Origin of the sequence: Streptomyces sp. NPDC006643, from assembly GCF_042870175.1 — a bacterium.
Taxonomy (GTDB): domain Bacteria; phylum Actinomycetota; class Actinomycetes; order Streptomycetales; family Streptomycetaceae; genus Streptomyces.
The window spans coordinates 102,680-120,263 of sequence record NZ_JBIAHA010000001.1 but is presented as its reverse complement, the minus strand read 5'-3'; the positions used below and the strand labels follow the sequence as shown (position 1 = coordinate 120,263).

Sequence of the window (17,584 nt, the reverse complement as noted above, 5' to 3'; positions counted from 1 at the left end):
CAGTCCAGGAAGCGGGATGGCGCCCGCCGACCAGCGCGTTAGGGTCCATGAATACGAGGGCTGGGGTATCCCCCGTCCCCCGGAACGAAAGACGCTGAGACGGCCGGAGCCGTCAGAGACGAGCAGGTGGACACGTGACGAATCTGATGCCTTACGCCGCCGGCGAGCCGTCCCTCGGTGGTGGCCTCGGCGACCAGGTCTACAGCCGACTGCTCGGTGAGCGGATCATCTTCCTCGGCCAGCAGGTCGACGACGACATCGCCAACAAGATCACCGCGCAGCTCCTTCTCCTCGCGGCCGAGCCCGAGAAGGACATCTACCTCTACATCAACAGCCCCGGTGGTTCCGTCACGGCGGGCATGGCGGTCTACGACACCATGCAGTACATCCCGAACGACGTGGTCACCATCGGCATGGGCATGGCGGCCTCCATGGGCCAGTTCCTGCTGACCGGCGGCACCGCCGGCAAGCGCTTCGCGCTGCCCAACACCGACATCCTCATGCACCAGGGCTCCGCGGGTCTCGGCGGCACCGCCTCCGACATCAAGATCCAGGCCGAGCAGCTTCTCCGTACGAAGAAGCGCATGGCCGAGATCACCGCCCGCCACACGGGTCAGACCGAGGAGACCATCATCCGCGACGGTGACCGCGACCGCTGGTTCACCGCCGAGGAGGCCGTCTCCTACGGCATCATCGACGAGATCATCTCCGCTGCTTCGGGTGTTCCGGGCGGCGGCGGCACCGGCGCCTGAGGGCGAGAGTCACGCCCCGGACCGGCCACGTCAGCCCTTTCGAACGCCACCAGGATGGTGAACACCCTTATGAACAACTACCCCGGCGCCTCTGCGAGCGGCCTCTACACCGGCCCTCAGGTGGACAACCGCTATGTCATCCCGCGCTTCGTGGAGCGCACCTCGCAGGGCGTACGCGAGTACGACCCGTACGCGAAGCTCTTCGAGGAGCGCGTGATCTTCCTCGGTGTCCAGATCGACGACGCGTCGGCCAACGACGTCATGGCGCAGCTGCTGTGCCTGGAGTCCATGGACCCCGACCGTGACATCTCGATCTACATCAACAGCCCCGGTGGCTCGATGACGGCCCTCACGGCCATCTACGACACGATGCAGTTCGTGAAGCCGGACATCCAGACGGTCTGCATGGGCCAGGCCGCCTCCGCGGCGGCGGTCCTGCTCGCGGCCGGCACGGCGGGCAAGCGCCTGGCCCTGCCGAACGCGCGCGTCCTGATCCACCAGCCGTCCAGCCAGACCGGCCGGGAGCAGCTCTCCGACCTGGAGATCGCGGCCAACGAGATCCTGCGCATGCGCGCGCAGCTGGAGGAGATGCTCGCCAAGCACTCCACCACGCCGATCGAGAAGGTCCGCGACGACATCGAGCGCGACAAGATCCTGACGGCCGAGGACGCTCTGGCCTACGGTCTGGTCGACCAGATCGTCTCGACCCGTAAGACCACGGCGGCGGCAGCGGCCTGACCCGTCCGGTGCCCTTGGCGCGGTGTGCGTGGTCTCACGTCCACGTGAACCGTGCCAAGGGGGGCCCGTACGGGGGGCCAGGCAAGGTACCGTCGGGTATGAGGCACAGGAGCCGCTGAACCAGGCTGCTCCCAGGCGAAGGGGAAGCACCTCGTGGCACGCATCGGTGATGGCGGCGACCTGCTCAAGTGCTCGTTCTGCGGGAAGAGCCAGAAGCAGGTGAAGAAGCTCATCGCAGGCCCCGGGGTCTATATCTGCGACGAGTGCATCGACCTCTGCAATGAGATCATCGAGGAGGAGCTCGCGGAGACCTCCGAGGTGCGGTGGGAGGAACTGCCCAAGCCGCGCGAGATCTACGAGTTCCTCGAGGGGTACGTCGTCGGGCAGGCGCCCGCGAAGAAGGCTCTGTCCGTCGCGGTGTACAACCACTACAAGCGCGTGCAGGCCGGCGAGAACGGCGGCTCCGGGAGCCGCGACGACGCGATCGAGCTCGCCAAGTCGAACATCCTGCTGCTGGGCCCCACGGGCTCCGGCAAGACGCTCCTCGCCCAGACGCTGGCCCGGATGCTGAACGTACCGTTCGCCATCGCGGACGCGACGGCGCTCACCGAGGCCGGCTATGTCGGCGAGGACGTCGAGAACATTCTGCTGAAGCTGATCCAGGCGGCCGACTACGACGTCAAGAAGGCCGAGACCGGGATCATCTACATCGACGAGATCGACAAGGTCGCCCGCAAGAGCGAGAACCCGTCGATCACCCGCGATGTCTCCGGCGAGGGCGTCCAGCAGGCCCTGCTGAAGATCCTGGAGGGCACGACGGCGTCGGTCCCGCCGCAGGGCGGGCGTAAGCACCCGCACCAGGAGTTCATCCAGATCGACACGACGAACGTGCTGTTCATCGTGGGTGGTGCCTTCGCGGGTCTGGAGAAGATCATCGAGTCACGGGCCGGTGCCAAGGGCATCGGCTTCGGCGCGACGATCCGCTCCAAGCGCGAGATCGAGGAGAGCGACCAGTTCCAGGAGGTCATGCCGGAGGACCTGGTGAAGTTCGGGATGATCCCCGAGTTCATCGGCCGCCTCCCGGTCCTGACCTCGGTGCACAACCTGGACCGTGAGGCGCTCCTGAAGATCCTCGTCGAGCCGCGCAACGCGCTGGTGAAGCAGTACCAGCGGCTGTTCGAACTCGACGGTGTGGAGCTGGACTTCGACCTCCCCGCGCTTGAGGCCATCGCCGACCAGGCGATCCTGCGCGGCACGGGCGCGCGCGGTCTGCGCGCGATCCTGGAGGAGGTCCTCCAGTCGGTGATGTACGAGGTCCCCTCCCGCAAGGACGTGGCCCGCGTGGTCATCACGGCGGACGTCGTCCGCAACAACGTGAACCCGACGCTGGTCCCGCGCGAGCCCAGGATCGTGAAGAACGACGGCCGCCACGAGAAGTCGGCGTAGCCGAGGGCGACAGACGCGAAGAGGGGCGCCAGGCCGGTCGAACCGGCCGGGCGCCCCTCTCGCGTGTCACCGGGGGTGGCGCACCTCGTCAGAGCTTGACGCGAACGTCGTTGCGCAGCTTGGCCGTTGTGGCGGCGGCCTCTTCGAGCGAGCCGCTCTTGCCGGCCATCGCGTTCGCCAGGTCCACCGGCATGGAGAAGCCCAGCGTGCTGTAGTCACCCCAGATGCAGACGGGGAACTTCATCTCCTTGGGACCCGCGGTCGCGTCCTCGTTCTTCATCGACATTTCCTGGCACTTGACGACCGCGCCGTCCAGTCCCTCCGGCTTGTACTCCTTCGGGGTCCCGACGAGCACGGGCACGTCGGTGCCGCCGTCCTTCTCGGACTCCGACTTCAGGTACGCGAACATGCCGTCGACGGCCTTCTCGGGGTCCTCGACCTCGCCGTAGACACCGGCGAAGGGCAGCAGCTGCGCGGCGAACGGATTCTTCTCGACGTCACCCGCCTCGTACTGGGCTTCCACGTCCTTGGGGTTCTTCACCCCCCACTTCTCGGCGTCCTTCATGTCGTCCTTGCTCATACCGCCGCTGTCCGAGCCGCCCGAGCCCTCGCTCTTCTTGTACTTGCCGTCGAGCACCGTGGCCGGGGTGATCAGCTTGTGCGGGCCGTCGTCGGCGACATCGCTGCTGCCTCCGCCCACCAGGAAGTACGCCCCACCACCGATCACCGCGAGTGCCACGACGACCGAGGCGATGATCAGGCCCGTCTTCTTCTTCGGGGTGCCACCCTGCGGCGGCGGGAACCCGGGGGCCCCGCCGTACTGGGGCTGCTGCGGCTGCCCGTACGGGCCCGGCTGCTGCGGCTGGCCGTATCCCGGCTGGCCGTACCCCTGCTGGGGGACTCCCTGCGGCGGCTGCTGGGGGTACCCGTAACCGGGCTGACCCTGGGGCGGCTGCTGCGGGTACCCGTAGCCGGGCTGGCCCTGCGGCGGCTGCTGTCCGTACGGTCCGGGCTGGCCCTGCGGCTGCTGCCCACCGTACGGGCCCGGCTGGTTGTAACTCATGTGCTCTGTCCCCTCCAGATGCTTACGCGTTCCCGACATCCTGACTGAAGGAGCGGTGCCGTGGACCATCGGGGGGCGCACCGTTACCGAACTATCCCGTTTCAGTGCAGAGCTGTGACGCCCCTAAACTGTGGGGGTGACCGAGAACTCTCAAGCGCAGCCCGCAGCCAACCCTGAACTGCCGACCCAGTACGCGCCGGCCGAGGTGGAGGGGAAGCTGTACGAGCGCTGGGTAGAACGTGGCTACTTCGAGGCTGACGAGAAGAGCGGGAAGCCGCCGTACACCATCGTCATCCCGCCGCCGAACGTCACCGGCAGCCTGCACCTCGGTCACGCCTTCGAGCACACGATCATCGACGCCCTCACCCGCCGCAAGCGCATGCAGGGTTACGAGACGCTGTGGCAGCCCGGCATGGACCACGCCGGTATCGCCACCCAGAACGTCGTCGAGCGCGAGCTGGCGAAGGAGGGCAAGTCCCGCCACGACCTGGGGCGTACGGACTTCGTCGAGCGGGTCTGGCAGTGGAAGGAAGAGTCCGGCGGCCAGATCTCCGGGCAGATGCGCCGGCTCGGCGACGGCGTCGCCTGGTCCCGTGAGCGGTTCACGATGGACGAGGGGCTGTCCGCGGCCGTCCAGACCATCTTCAAGCGGCTCTTCGACGACGGCCTGATCTACCGCGCCGAGCGCATCATCAACTGGTGCCCGCGCTGTCTCACCGCGATCTCCGACATCGAGGTCGAGTACCAGGACGACGACGGCGAGTTGGTCTCCATCAAGTACGGCGACGGGGACGAGACGCTCGTCGTCGCCACCACCCGCGCCGAGACGATGCTGGGTGACACCGCCGTCGCCGTCCACCCGGACGACGCGCGCTACGCGCACCTGGTCGGCAAGCGGATCAAGCTGCCGCTCACCGACCGGTCGATCCCGGTCGTCGCGGACGAGCACGTCGACCCCGAGTTCGGTACGGGCGCGGTCAAGGTGACTCCCGCCCATGACCCGAACGACTTCGAGATCGGCCGGCGCCACGATCTGCCGAACATCACGGTCATGGACGAGCGGGCCGTCATCACGGTCCCGGGGCCCTTCCAGGGGCTCGACCGGTTCGAGGCCCGTTCCACCATCGTCGCGGCGCTGCGCGCGGAGGGCCGGATCGTCGCCGAGAAGCGGCCGTACGTCCACTCCGTGGGCCACTGCTCGCGCTGCAAGACGACCGTCGAGCCGCGGCTGTCGCTCCAGTGGTGGGTCAAGGTCGCCCCGCTCGCCAAGGCGGCCGGCGACGCCGTCCGGGACGGCCGCGTCACGATCCACCCCAAGGAGATGGAGTCCCGCTACTTCGCGTGGATCGACAACCTCAACGACTGGAACATCTCACGGCAGTTGTGGTGGGGCCACCGGATCCCGGTCTGGCACGGTCCCAACGGCGAGACCGTCGCCGTCGGCCCGAACGACGAGCCGCCGACGGGTGAGGGCTGGAGCCAGGACACGGACGTCCTGGACACCTGGTTCTCGTCGGGCCTCTGGCCGTTCTCCACGCTCGGCTGGCCCGAACAGACACCGAGCCTGGAGAAGTTCTATCCGAACTCGGTCCTGGTCACCGGCTACGACATCCTCTTCTTCTGGGTCGCCCGGATGATGATGTTCGGCCTGTACGCGATGGACGGCACCCCGCCGTTCCACACCATCGCCCTGCACGGCATGGTCCGTGACGAGCACGGCAAGAAGATGTCGAAGACCTTCGGCAATGTCGTCAACCCGCTGGACTGGATGGACAAGTACGGCGCGGACGCGGTCCGGTTCACGCTCGCGCGCGGCGCCAACCCCGGTGTCGACGTGCCGATCGGCGAGGGCTGGGTCCAGGGCTCCCGCAACTTCGCCAACAAGATCTGGAACGCCACCCGGTTCGCGATGATGAACGGCGCGACGGTCGAAGGACCGCTGCCGGACGCCTCGGAGATGTCCGCCACGGACCGCTGGATCCTCTCGCGGCTGAACGAGACCGTCGCCCAGGTCGACGCGCTCTACGAGGACTACCAGTTCGCCAAACTCAGCGACGCCCTCTTCCACTTCGCGTGGGACGAGGTCTTCGACTGGTACGTCGAGCTGTCCAAGACGACGTTCTTCGCGGGCGGCGAGCAGGCCAAGGTCTCCGGGCGGGTCCTCGGCGAGGTCCTGGACGTCACCCTGCGCCTCCTGCACCCGATCGTGCCCTTCGTCACCGAGACGCTGTGGACCACGCTCACCGGCAAGGAGTCGGTCGTCGTCGCCGACTGGCCGGCCGACTCCGGCTTCCGCGACGAGGCCGCCGAGCGGGAGATCGAGCACGTCCAGCAGGTCGTCACCGAGGTCCGCCGCTTCCAGGCCGACCAGGGGCTCAAGCCGGGCCAGAAGGTCCCCGGCCGGCTCGACCTGTCCGCGACGCCGCTCGCCGCGCACGAGGCGGCGATCCGGCAACTGCTGCGCCTCCAGGAGGAGGGCGACGCCTTCCAGGCGACCGCCACCCTGCCGGTCGCGGGTGCCACGGTCGCGCTCGACCTGTCGGGCACGATCGACATCCCGGCCGAGCGCAAGCGTCTGACGAAGGACCGGGACGCGGCCGAGAAGGAGAAGCAGCAGGCCACGGCGAAGCTCGGCAACGAGGCGTTCCTCGCGAAGGCCCCGGACAACGTGGTCGACAAGATCCGTGGCCGGCTGGCCAAGGCGGAGGCGGACATCGAGCGGCTCACGGCGCAGCTCGCGGCCCTGCCGGAGGGCTGACGGACCGGGACGGGCGCCCTACGGGGCGGGGCGGCGGCAGTGTCGTACCCGCTCCGTAGACTGGTCCTGTGAGCGAGCACCAGCCCGACCGGCCAGACCAGCCCGGCGACGATTTCGACGAGATCGTCCACGCCGAGACCACCCGCGACCCCGACCTCGCCGTGATCGAGGCCGGGAGCCGCACACTGCGCGCCCAGGCGGGTCCTCCGCAGGGGGACGGCGTCCCGGCCCGGCCCGCCGACCCGGAGGTCGACAAGGCGCTGCGCGCCGTCGAGCAGGAGCTGGCCGGCCGCTGGGGCGAGACCAAGCTCGAACCTTCGGTCACCCGCATCGAGGCGCTGATGGACGTGCTCGGCGATCCGCAGAAGGCGTATCCGTCGATCCACATCACCGGCACCAACGGCAAGACGTCCACGGCCCGCATGATCGAGGCGCTGCTCGGCGCCTTCGACCTGCGTACCGGCCGCTACACCAGCCCGCACGTCTCGTCGGTCACCGAGCGGATCAGCCTCGACGGCGAACCGATCGCGCCGGAGCGGTTCATCGAGGCGTACGAGGACATCAAGCCGTACGTCGACATGGTGGACGGCGCGCAGGAGTACCGGCTCTCGTTCTTCGAGGTGCTCACCGGCATGGCGTACGCGGCCTTCGCGGACGCCCCCGTGGACGCCGCGGTGGTCGAGGTCGGCATGGGCGGCAGCTGGGACGCGACGAACGTCATCGACTCCACCGTCGCCGTCATCACCCCCATCGACCTGGACCACACCGACCGGCTCGGCAACACCCCGGGCGAGATCGCGGTGGAGAAGGCCGGGATCATCAAGCAGGGGGCGACGGTCGTCCTGGCGCAGCAGCCGGTGGACGCGTCGCAGGTGATGCTCAAGAAGGCCGTCGACGTGGACGCGACGGTGGCGCGCGAGGGCATGGAGTTCGGCATCGTCGCCCGCGAGGTCGCGGTCGGCGGCCAGATGCTGACGCTGCGCGGCCTCGGCGGGGAGTACGGGCAGATCTTCCTCCCGCTGCACGGCGCCCACCAGGCGCACAACGCGGTGGTGGCGCTGGCGGCGGTGGAGGCGTTCTTCGGGGTCGGCGCGGAGCAGACCCGGGTGATGGACGTGGACACGGTGCGTGCGGCGTTCGCCTCCGTGGTCTCGCCGGGCCGTCTGGAGGTCGTACGCCGCTCCCCGACGGTCGTCCTGGACGCGGCGCACAACCCGGCGGGCGCGCGGGCCGCGGCGGCGGCGGTCGGTGAGTCGTTCGGCTTCAGCCGGCTGATCGGGGTGGTCGGCGCGAGCGCCGGGAAGGACGCCCGGGGATTCCTCGAAGCCCTGGAGTCGGTCCTGGCCGAGGTCGTCGTCACGCAGAACTCCAGCGACCGGTCGATGAGCGCAGACGAGCTGGCGACCGTCGCCGTGGAGGTGTTCGGCGACGACCGCGTACAGGTCGAGCCGAGGCTCGACGACGCGCTGGAGGCGGCGATCACGCTCGCCGAGGAGGACGACGAGTACGCGGGCGCCGGGGTGCTGGTGACCGGTTCGGTGATCACGGTCGGCGAGGCCCGGCTGCTTCTGGGAAAGGGCTGATTCGCATGCGTACGCTCTGCGCGTCCACGCTGATCGGCGAGTTCTTCGTGATCGGCTTCGCCGGGCTCGTCGCCATGAAGTCCGACGACGTGTCGATGGCCACCGTGTGGACGGTCTGCGGCATCGCGATGCTGCTGTCCCTGCTGCTGTGCGGGATGATCACCAGGCCGGGCGGGGTCCAGCTCGGCTGGGCGTTCCAGATCGCCCTGGTCGCGGGCGGGTTCGTGGTGCCGGTGATGTTCTTCCTCGGCGTGCTCTTCGGCGCGCTGTGGTGGGCGTCGATCCACTACGGACGCAAGATCGACGAGGCGAAGGCACGCTGGGCCGCCCAGGCCACCACCGCGCCCTCGGCGGAGCCGGGCAGCTGACGCCTGTCCGCGGACCGGTCCCGCCGGCGCCCGTACCCGGACCGGGTACGGAGCGCCCCGCGCGCACCTGTAGCCTCACACCACCTTCACCCGTTTGCCCGCAGCGAATGTCCGCAAGGAGCCGCACACCATGACCCAGCGCACTCTCGTCCTCCTCAAGCCGGACGCAGTCCGCCGCGCTTTGGTGGGAGAGATCATCGGCCGTATCGAGCGCAAGGCCGGCTGGAGCATCACCGCACTGGAGCTGCGCACGCTCGACGGGAGCACGCTGGAGCAGCACTACGGCGAGCACAAGGGCCGGCCGTTCTACGAGCCGCTGATCGAGTTCATGGCGTCGGGACCGGTCGTCGCGCTGGTCGTCGAGGGCGAGCGCGTCATCGAGGGCGTACGCGCCCTGGCGGGTCCCACTGACCCGATCGCCGCAGCGCCGGGGTCCATTCGGGGGGACTTCGGAACGATCGTCCGCGAGAACCTCATCCACGCTTCGGACTCCGAGGAGTCCGCCATTCGGGAACTGAAACTTTTCTTTCCCGAGCACTGAAAGACACCCCTTACCCTGGGCTTTCCTGACCATACGTCAGCCATACAGCGCTGAACGCGCCTGTGGCGACGGACGGAATTCGGCCACCCCCGGCATATGCGGAGCCAGATCGGGAACGCATGGCTGCGACACATCGTCACCTTTATTAGAGGTGGATCTACCGCGCCGCGTCAGCAGGGGCGGCACTACGATGGAAGCCTCCACGCCACAGCATCCACCTCGCCATCCTGAAAAGCCGTCAACGCTCGATTTGGGAAGGCCAGACGCATCCTCATGGGGAACAAGATGTCGTTCATCGGCCGTGACATGGCTGTCGACCTCGGGACCGCCAACACGCTGGTGTACGTCAGGGGCCGAGGGATCGTGCTCAACGAGCCGTCCGTCGTCGCCATCAACACCAACACGGGCGGCATCCTCGCGGTCGGCGCCGAAGCGAAGAAGATGATCGGCCGGACACCGGGCAACATCGTTGCCGTCCGGCCGCTGAAGGACGGCGTGATCGCCGACTTCGAGATCACCGAACGCATGTTGCGCTACTTCATTCTCAAGATCCACAAGCGCCGCTATCTGGCGCGCCCGCGGGTCGTCGTCTGTGTGCCCTCGGGCATCACGGGAGTCGAGCGACGCGCCGTCATCGAGGCGTCCACCCAGGCGGGCGCCCGTCAGGTGCACATCATCGAGGAGCCCATGGCCGCCGCCATCGGCTCGGGACTGCCCGTCCACGAGGCGACCGGCAACATGGTCGTGGACATCGGCGGCGGCACCACCGAGGTCGCCGTGATCTCGCTCGGCGGCATCGTCACCGCCCAGTCGATCCGGGTCGCCGGTGACGAGCTGGACAACGCGATCATCCAGCACATCAAGAAGGAGTACTCGCTCCTCCTCGGTGAGCGCACAGCCGAACAGATCAAGATCACCATCGGTTCGGCCTACGACCTCGACAAGGACGAGCACACCGAGATCCGGGGCCGCGACCTGGTGTCGGGACTGCCGAAGACCGTCGTCATCTCGGCCGCCGAGGTCCGCAAGGCCATCGAGGAGCCGGTCAACGCCATCGTGGACGCGGTGAAGACCACGCTCGACAAGTGCCCGCCGGAGCTGTCCGGCGACGTGATGGACCGCGGCATCGTCCTCACCGGCGGCGGCGCCCTGCTGCGCGGCCTCGACGAGCGGCTGCGCCGTGAGACCGGAATGCCCATCCACATCGCCGAGGACCCGCTGGATTCGGTGGCCCTCGGCTCCGGCAAGTGCGTCGAGGAGTTCGAGGCGCTTCAGCAGGTGCTGGACGCCTCGCCGCGCAGATGACGGCCCGGCCCCGGCCGATCCGCGCAGATCATGAAAAGAGCGAATATCCCCCGGGCCCCAACAGGCCCGGGGGACACCCCATATGGAACGCTGACGTCCCCGTCGGTGGATCGTTGATATACAGACAAGACCAAGCCGAACTGCCAATTGAGACGAATCCCTTGCGGGTGATTCCCGCGATTCGCACGAAAATTTCCGACGAGGCATTCCAACGAGGAAGGCACGGCCGCCGCACGTGAGGGACACACGAGAGAGCCGGCTGCTCCTGGTGCTGCTGATCGCCATCGCGTTCGCACTGATCACGGTGGATATCCGCGGGGGAGAGGAGTCACCCGTCGACGGTGCCCGACAGGCCGCGTCCACGGTCTTCGGGCCCGTGCAGAAAGGCGTCTCCAGCGCTGTCGACCCGGTCGGCAACGCCATCGGCGCCGTACGCGACTCCGGTCAGCGGCACGACCGCGTCACCGCCCTGGAGCGGGAGAACGCGGCGCTCAAGCAGCGGCTCGGCAGCGACGACCGCAACCGCAGCCGGGTGAACGAGCTGGACAAGCTGCTCAAGACCGCCGGCGCCGGCCAGTACGGCATCAAGGCCGCCGAGGTCATCGCCATAGGAGCGGCCCAGGGCTTCTCCTGGACCGTGACCATCGACGCGGGCGCCGACGACGGCATCAAGCGCGACATGACCGTACTGAACGGGGACGGGCTCGTCGGCCGGGTCACCACCGTCGGACCGGGCACCGCGACCGTACTGCTCGCCAACGACCCGGACTTCACGGTCGGCACCCGGATGGAGAAGTCCAACGAACTGGGCTTCGCCACCGGCCAGGGCGACCAGCCGTTCAACGTCCAACTCCTCAACGGCAAGGCCAAGGTGAAGCCCGGCGACCGGCTGGTCACCTTCGGATCCAGCAAGGACCGGCCGTTCGTCCCCGGAGTGCCGGTCGGTCAGGTCGTACGGGTCGACCCCTCCGGCGGCGACCTCACCCGTGACATCTTCGTCCGCCCGTACGTCGGTTACACCAAGCTCGACATCGTCGGCGTCGTCGTCCAGGCACCCCGCGAGAACCCGCGCGACATGGTCCTGCCGAAGAAGCCCGCCAAGCCCAAGCCCACCCCGACCGTCACCGTCACGGCCACCCCCTCGCCCAACGGCCAGGACGCCCAGGGTGACGGCCAGGTCAACGAGCAGGAGTAGAGCTGATCCCCATGCGCTTCAACCGGACGCTGCTCTCCGTCACCCTGGTCGTCGTCGCGCTGGTCGTCCAGGTGTCCGTACTCGCCCGGCTCCAACTCCCCGGAGCCGTACCCGATCTGCTGCTCCTGGTCGTCGTCGCGCTCGCCCTGGTCTACGGACACACCAGCGGCGCGCTCATCGGCTTCGGCGCCGGACTCCTCGCCGACCTCGCCCCGCCCGCCGACCACGCCGCCGGACGCTACGCGCTGGTCCTCTGTGTGATCGGCTATCTCGCCGGACTCGCCAAGCCCGACAACGGCCAACTGCGCACCGCGCTGGGCCCGATGGTCGTCGTGGTCGGCGCGGCCGTCACCACCACACTGCTGTACGCGGGCGTCGGCGCCCTCGTCGGCGACACCGCCGCCCGCCATGTCGGCCTCACCAACCTGGTCCTCACCTCCGCCATCTACGACCTGCTGCTCGCCCCGTTCACCGTGCCGCTGATCATGGCCCTGGCCAGACGCGCCGAGAACGACCCGCTCGCCGAGAAGTCCAGCAGCGGCAGCGACGTCGCCTCCGGCTGGCTGGCCGCGGGCACCGGACTGAAGATCGGGAACCAGCGCGGCGGGCTGCGGATGAAGACGGCCCGGTCGCGCGCGGCACGTGCCGGACGGATCAAGGGGGTCAAACGACTGTGAGCAACATTCCGGAGACCGGACGGACACCCAGGGTCCAGATCCGGCTCGTCGTCATCCAGGTCCTCGTCTTCTCGCTCCTGCTCACCCTCGGCGGACGGCTCTGGTACCTCCAGGTCCGCAACGGCGCGGAGTACACCGACGAGGCCAAGAACAACCACGTACAGCAGGTCGTCCAGCCGGCCGTCCGCGGCTCGATCCTCGACTCGCAGGGCGTACCGCTCGCCGACAACGAGACCCGGCTCGTCGTCTCCGCCAGCCGCACCGAGCTGATGAAGATGAAGGACAGCGGCAAAGCCGTCCTCATCCGGCTCGCCGACGTCCTCGGCATGACGCCGAAGGAGGTCGGCGACAAGGTCAGACTCTGCGACAACGAGACCCCGCAGCCCTGCTGGAACGGCTCGCCCTACCAGCCGATCCCCGTCACCGACGAGGCCACCACCCAGCAGGCGCTCCAGATCCGCGAGCGCGCCGAGGACTTCCCCGGCATCACCGCCGAGCCGACCGCCGTACGGCGCTACGCCGCGCCCGCCAAGGCCAACACCGCCCAGGTGCTCGGCTATCTCTCGCCGGTCACCGACGAGGAGATCACCAAGGCGCAGGACACCGACTCGCCGTTCCTCCGCTCCGACCAGGTCGGCCGCTCCGGGCTGGAGCGCACGTACGACAAGTACCTGCGCGGCGACGCGGGCGTCACCCGGTACGAGGTCGACAATCTGGGCCGGGTCATCGGCCAGGCCCAGAGCGACCAGGCCGAGCCGGGCTCGAACATCGTCACCTCCATCGACGCGCGGGTGCAGGCCGTCGCCGAGTTCGAGCTGAACGAGGCGATGAAGGCCGCGCGCAAGGAGATGGACCGCAACACCAACCAGAACTACAAGGCCGACGCGGGCGCCGTGGTGGTCCTGGAGTCCAAGACCGGCCGCGTGGTGTCGATGGCCTCCCAGCCGACGTACGACCCCAACGCCTGGGTCGGCGGGATCTCCGCGAAGGACTACGCCAAGCTCACCAGCAAGAAGTCCAACTTCCCGCTGCTGAACCGGGGCATCCAGTCGCAGGCCGCCCCCGGCTCGATCTTCAAGGTCATCTCCTCGACGGCGGCGGTCAAGGCCGGGTACGACTTCAACGGCAGCTACCCGTGCCCCAGTTCGTACTCCATCGGCAACCAGGTCTTCAAGAACTTCGAGTCCCAGGGCTACGGCAGCATCGACCTCGGCCGCGCCCTGGAGGTCTCCTGCGACACCGTCTTCTACGGGCTCGCGCACAAGGAGTGGCAGAAGGACGGCGGCAACAAGCCCAAGAAGGGCGCCAACGACTACTTCTACAAGACCGCCAAGGAGTTCGGCCTCGCCAAGGAGACCGGCATCGACCTCCCCAACGAGACCGCCGGCCGGATCCCGGACCGCCAGTGGAAGCAGGACTTCTGGGAGGCGAACAAGGCCGCCTGGTGCAAGCAGGGCAAGAAGGGCGGCGACTACGTCGAGCAACTCGCGTACGAGGGCTGCCTCGAAGGCAACCGGATGCGCGCCGGTGACGCGGTCAACTACTCGATCGGCCAGGGCGACACCCTCGTCACCCCGATCCAGATGGCCACGATCTACGCCGCGATCGCCAACGGCGGCACGATGTACGACCCGAGCGTCGGCAAGGCCATCGTCAGCCCCGACGGCAAGAGCGTGACGGAGATCAAGCCGAAGTCGCACGGCAAGCTGCCGATCGACCGCAAGCTGCGCGACCAGCTGGACAAGGCGCTGGCGGGCGTGGCCACCACCGGTTCGGCCGCCTGGCGGTTCGGCGGCTGGCCGCAGGACAAGATCCCGATGCACGCCAAGACGGGTACGGCCGAGGTCTACGGCAAGCAGACGACGTCGTGGTTCGCCTCGTACACCGAGGACTACACGATCGTCATGACCATCTCCCAGGGTGGTACGGGCTCCGGAGCCTCCGGCCCCGCCGTGCGCAAGATCTACGAGGCGATGTACGGCCTCGACGCGAAGGGCGGGCAGAACCTGAAGAAGGCCCTGCTGCCCAAGCCGCGCACCGGACTGCCGAAGATCCAGCCCGACGGCACGATCGACGCGCCTGAGGTCAAGCCCTTCGTACCGGACAAGAAGCCGCTGGACGGCAACGAGATCGCGCCGGCCGGTGACAACACCGGGCAGGTGCCGGACGACGCGAGTGCGGCACCCGACGATCCCGGACAGGCCCCGGCCGACCCGGGGCAGGCACCGGGCGACAACGAACAGCTCGCGGGCCCACCCGCGCGGAGGGACTGAACGATGGCCGGCACGAGCGGCTTCTCCGTCTCCGGATACGGTCCCGAGCGCGGGCTGTGGGCCACACTCGCGGCCCGTGACTCGATGGCGCGCAGGCTGGACTGGCCGCTGATGTTCTCCGCGCTCGCGCTGTCGGCGGTCGGGTCGGTGCTCGTCTGGTCGGCGACCCGTAACCGTACGGATCTCAACACCGGCGATCCGTACCACTTCTTCTTCCGCCACATACTGAACACCGGTATCGGGTTCGCCCTGATGATCGGCACGATCTGGCTCGGCCACCGCACCCTGCGCGGCGCGGTGCCGGTGCTCTACGGCATCTCCGTCGTGCTCGTGCTGCTGGTCCTGACCCCGCTCGGCGCCACCATCAACGGCGCGCACGCCTGGATCGTGCTCGGCGGCGGCTTCACCCTCCAGCCCTCCGAGTTCGTGAAGATCACGATCATCCTGGGGATGGCGATGATGCTCGCGGCCCGGGTCGACGCGGGTGATCAGGTCCATCCGGACCATCGGACGGTCGCCAAGTCCCTGGGTCTGGCGGTCGTCCCGATCGTGATCGTCATGATGATGCCGGACCTCGGCTCGGTGATGGTCATGGCGGTGATCGTGCTCGGCGTCCTGCTCTCCTCCGGGGCGTCCAACCGGTGGATCTTCGGGCTCGTCGGCGCCGGTGTCGCGGGCGCCGTCGCGGTCGCCGCGCTCGGAGTGCTCGACGAGTACCAGATCAACCGCTTCGCCGCCTTCGCCAACCCGGAGCTGGACCCGGCGGGCGTCGGCTACAACACCAACCAGGCGCGGATCGCGATCGGTTCGGGCGGGCTCACCGGCACCGGGCTCTTCAAGGGCTCGCAGACCACCGGACAGTTCGTCCCCGAGCAGCAGACCGACTTCGTCTTCACCGTCGCGGGCGAGGAGCTGGGCTTCCTCGGCGCCGGGCTGATCCTGCTGCTGCTCGGTGTGGTGCTGTGGCGCGCCTGCCGGATCGCCCGTGAGACGACCGAGCTGTACGGGACGATCGTGGCGGCCGGGATCATCGCCTGGTTCGCCTTCCAGTCCTTCGAGAACGTCGGGATGACGCTCGGGATCATGCCGGTGGCGGGGCTGCCGCTGCCGTTCGTGAGTTACGGGGGCACGTCCATGTTCGCGGTCTGGATCGCGGTCGGGCTGCTCCAGTCGATCAGGGTGCAGAAGCCGATGTCGGCCTGATCCGCCCGTTCGGCGTCGCGGGGGCTGCCACTCGGCGGCCCCTGCGACTACGTTTGTGAAGATGGCCGACACGAAGCGCGAGATCGAACGCAAGTACGAACTCCCGGTGGGCCCCGCGGGCGGCGACAGCGGACCGCGGCCCGGTGGGCACGCCCTCCTGCCGGACCTCACCAAGGTCCGCGCCGTCTCGGCCGTCACGGCGCGGGGCGTCACCGAACTGGACGCCGTCTACCACGACACGTCCGACCTGCGGCTGACCGCCGACTCACTCACCCTCCGCCGCCGCACCGGCGGCGGAGACGAGGGCTGGCATCTCAAACTCCCCGTCGGCGACGGCGTACGCGACGAGATCCAGGCCCCGCTCTCCGACACCCTCCCGGGCGAACTCGCCGCGCTGGTGCGCTCGCGGGTGCGCGGCGCGGAGCTGGCCCCCGTCGTCCGGCTGCGGACCTCCCGCGACATCAGCCTGCTCGTCGACTCGGCCGGGCGGACGCTCGCCGAGGTGGCCGTGGACCGTGTCCACGCCGAACGCCTGGGCGCCGGGGCCGGGACTGCTGCTAAGACGCGGACCGGGGGCCGGACCGCGGACTGGACCGAGATCGAGGTCGAGCTGGCCGACGGCGGCGACCCGGCGCTGCTCGACGCCGTGGAGAAGGTGCTCCGCAAGGCGGGAGTACGACCGGCGTCCGCCAAGTCCAAGCTCGCCAGGGCCCTCGCGGAGACGGCGCCCGCCGCGACGTCCGACAAGTCCGTGCGGTCCGTGCGGTCCGCGCGGTCGAAGAAGCGCGCCCCGGTCACCGCCGGGGACCATGTGCTGGCCTATCTGCGCGCACAGGCCGACGCGATCGTCTCGTACGACTGCGCCGTCCGCCGCGACCTGCCCGACTCGGTGCACCAGCTGCGGGTCGCCACCCGCCGGATGCGGTCCGCGTTCCGTACGTACAAGAAGGTGCTCGACCGCGACGCCAGCCGGCCCATCGGCGCGGAGTTGCAGTGGCTCGCCGGGGAGCTGGGCGTCGACCGGGACCAGGAGGTGCTCGCCGAGCGCCTCGCCGAACGCGTCGACGCCCACGACACCACCCTGCTCCTCGGCCCGGTGCACGCCCGGCTCCGTATCTGGGACGCCGACGGCCGCACCGACGCACGGGCCAGGACCCTCGCCGTCCTCGACAGCGCGCGCTATCTGCGGCTGCTGGACTCGATGGAGGCACTGCTCGCCGATCCGCCGCTGCTCGGCGACAGCGCGGACCGCAAGCCCGGCAAGGTGCTGCCCCGCGCGATCGTCAAGGACTACGAGCGCCTGGCCGGCCGGGTCGAGCACGCGCTGGCCCTCGCGCCGGGGGAGGAGCGGGACCTGGCGCTGCACGACGCCCGTAAGGCCGCCAAGCGGGCCCGTTACGCGGCCGACGCGGCCGTGCCCGCCCTGGGGAAGCCCGCGAAGCGCTTCTCGAAGCGGATGAAGGCCGTGCAGACCGTGCTCGGCGACCACCAGGACAGCGTGGTGGCCCGCGACGCCCTGCGCGCCCTCGCGATCCAGGCCCACGCCGCCGGTGAGTCCGCCTTCACCTGGGGACTTCTGTACGGCGAGGAGGAGGCGCGGGCGGCGGACCGGGAGCGTGAACTGCCGCGCGTCTGGCGGAAGTCGGCCGAGCCGGGGCTGCGGACGGCGCTGCGGGGCTGAA

Annotated in this window: 14 protein-coding genes; 13 read left to right on the top strand and 1 reads right to left on the bottom strand. The window is 69.1% G+C overall.

Features of this window, described 5'->3' with window-relative positions:
• Positions 1-146: 146 nt before the first annotated feature.
• The 3 genes from ACFYNU_RS00455 (at position 147) to clpX (ending at position 2,936) form a co-directional block, all read left to right on the top strand.
• Positions 147-752 carry an ATP-dependent Clp protease proteolytic subunit gene (locus tag ACFYNU_RS00455; RefSeq protein ID WP_031231653.1) on the top strand — a complete coding sequence of 202 codons (606 nt, stop codon included), beginning with the start codon at positions 147-149 and terminating at the stop codon, positions 750-752.
• Between the two features lie 54 nt (positions 753-806).
• Positions 807-1,490: an ATP-dependent Clp protease proteolytic subunit gene (locus ACFYNU_RS00450; protein ID WP_031231654.1), complete on the top strand. Its 684-nt coding sequence runs from the start codon at positions 807-809 to the stop codon at positions 1,488-1,490.
• A gap of 153 nt (positions 1,491-1,643) precedes the next feature.
• Entirely contained in the window at positions 1,644-2,936 is a 1,293-nt protein-coding gene (gene clpX / locus ACFYNU_RS00445) for an ATP-dependent Clp protease ATP-binding subunit ClpX (protein WP_023541724.1), read from the top strand.
• A gap of 88 nt (positions 2,937-3,024) precedes the next feature.
• Here clpX and ACFYNU_RS00440 read toward each other — a convergent pair whose 3' ends face one another.
• Complete coding sequence (locus ACFYNU_RS00440) at positions 3,025-3,999, bottom strand: hypothetical protein (protein ID WP_356592902.1); 975 nt, start codon at positions 3,997-3,999, stop codon at positions 3,025-3,027.
• A gap of 136 nt (positions 4,000-4,135) precedes the next feature.
• On the opposite strand from ACFYNU_RS00440, the gene ACFYNU_RS00435 reads away from it, so the two are divergent.
• The 10 genes from ACFYNU_RS00435 (at position 4,136) to ACFYNU_RS00390 (ending at position 17,583) form a co-directional block, all read left to right on the top strand.
• Positions 4,136-6,757, top strand: a complete 2,622-nt coding sequence (locus ACFYNU_RS00435; RefSeq protein ID WP_356592900.1) for a valine--tRNA ligase — start codon at positions 4,136-4,138, stop codon at positions 6,755-6,757.
• A 68-nt stretch (positions 6,758-6,825) separates the two neighbouring features.
• Positions 6,826-8,340 (top strand): folylpolyglutamate synthase/dihydrofolate synthase family protein, encoded by a 1,515-nt coding sequence (locus tag ACFYNU_RS00430; protein WP_356592898.1) that lies wholly within the window; start codon positions 6,826-6,828, stop codon positions 8,338-8,340.
• A gap of 5 nt (positions 8,341-8,345) precedes the next feature.
• Positions 8,346-8,708: a DUF4233 domain-containing protein gene (locus ACFYNU_RS00425; RefSeq protein ID WP_356592896.1), complete on the top strand. Its 363-nt coding sequence runs from the start codon at positions 8,346-8,348 to the stop codon at positions 8,706-8,708.
• Between the two features lie 130 nt (positions 8,709-8,838).
• Complete coding sequence (gene ndk, locus ACFYNU_RS00420) at positions 8,839-9,249, top strand: nucleoside-diphosphate kinase (RefSeq protein ID WP_023541729.1); 411 nt, start codon at positions 8,839-8,841, stop codon at positions 9,247-9,249.
• A 285-nt stretch (positions 9,250-9,534) separates the two neighbouring features.
• Entirely contained in the window at positions 9,535-10,554 is a 1,020-nt protein-coding gene (locus ACFYNU_RS00415; RefSeq protein WP_031231655.1) for a rod shape-determining protein, read from the top strand.
• A 235-nt stretch (positions 10,555-10,789) separates the two neighbouring features.
• On the top strand, positions 10,790-11,749 hold the full coding sequence (mreC, locus tag ACFYNU_RS00410; protein WP_356592893.1) for a rod shape-determining protein MreC: 960 nt from the start codon (positions 10,790-10,792) through the stop codon (positions 11,747-11,749).
• An 11-nt stretch (positions 11,750-11,760) separates the two neighbouring features.
• On the top strand, positions 11,761-12,426 hold the full coding sequence (mreD, locus tag ACFYNU_RS00405; protein ID WP_356592891.1) for a rod shape-determining protein MreD: 666 nt from the start codon (positions 11,761-11,763) through the stop codon (positions 12,424-12,426).
• Positions 12,423-14,699 (top strand): penicillin-binding protein 2, encoded by a 2,277-nt coding sequence (gene mrdA / locus ACFYNU_RS00400; RefSeq protein ID WP_356592889.1) that lies wholly within the window; start codon positions 12,423-12,425, stop codon positions 14,697-14,699. The genes mreD and mrdA overlap by 4 nt, the downstream gene beginning before the upstream one ends.
• Positions 14,700-14,702: 3 nt before the next feature.
• On the top strand, positions 14,703-15,902 hold the full coding sequence (gene rodA, locus ACFYNU_RS00395; RefSeq protein WP_356592887.1) for a rod shape-determining protein RodA: 1,200 nt from the start codon (positions 14,703-14,705) through the stop codon (positions 15,900-15,902).
• 61 nt (positions 15,903-15,963) lie between these two features.
• Positions 15,964-17,583, top strand: a complete 1,620-nt coding sequence (locus ACFYNU_RS00390) for a CYTH and CHAD domain-containing protein (protein ID WP_356592885.1) — start codon at positions 15,964-15,966, stop codon at positions 17,581-17,583.
• The last annotated feature ends 1 nt before the right edge of the window (position 17,584 follow it).

What these genes read in the sequence shown, in the direction of transcription:
- ACFYNU_RS00455 (WP_031231653.1), top strand. Translation starts at nt 147, where the DNA reads ATGCCTTACGCCGCCGGCGAGCCGTCCCTCGGTGGTGGCCTCGGCGAC.
- ACFYNU_RS00450 (WP_031231654.1), top strand. Translation starts at nt 807, where the DNA reads ATGGTGAACACCCTTATGAACAACTACCCCGGCGCCTCTGCGAGCGGC.
- ACFYNU_RS00440 (WP_356592902.1), bottom strand. Translation starts at nt 3,999, where the DNA reads ATGAGTTACAACCAGCCGGGCCCGTACGGTGGGCAGCAGCCGCAGGGC.
- ACFYNU_RS00425 (WP_356592896.1), top strand. Translation starts at nt 8,346, where the DNA reads ATGCGTACGCTCTGCGCGTCCACGCTGATCGGCGAGTTCTTCGTGATC.
- ndk (WP_023541729.1), top strand. Translation starts at nt 8,839, where the DNA reads ATGACCCAGCGCACTCTCGTCCTCCTCAAGCCGGACGCAGTCCGCCGC.
- ACFYNU_RS00415 (WP_031231655.1), top strand. Translation starts at nt 9,535, where the DNA reads ATGTCGTTCATCGGCCGTGACATGGCTGTCGACCTCGGGACCGCCAAC.
- mreD (WP_356592891.1), top strand. Translation starts at nt 11,761, where the DNA reads ATGCGCTTCAACCGGACGCTGCTCTCCGTCACCCTGGTCGTCGTCGCG.
- rodA (WP_356592887.1), top strand. Translation starts at nt 14,703, where the DNA reads ATGGCCGGCACGAGCGGCTTCTCCGTCTCCGGATACGGTCCCGAGCGC.
- ACFYNU_RS00390 (WP_356592885.1), top strand. Translation starts at nt 15,964, where the DNA reads ATGGCCGACACGAAGCGCGAGATCGAACGCAAGTACGAACTCCCGGTG.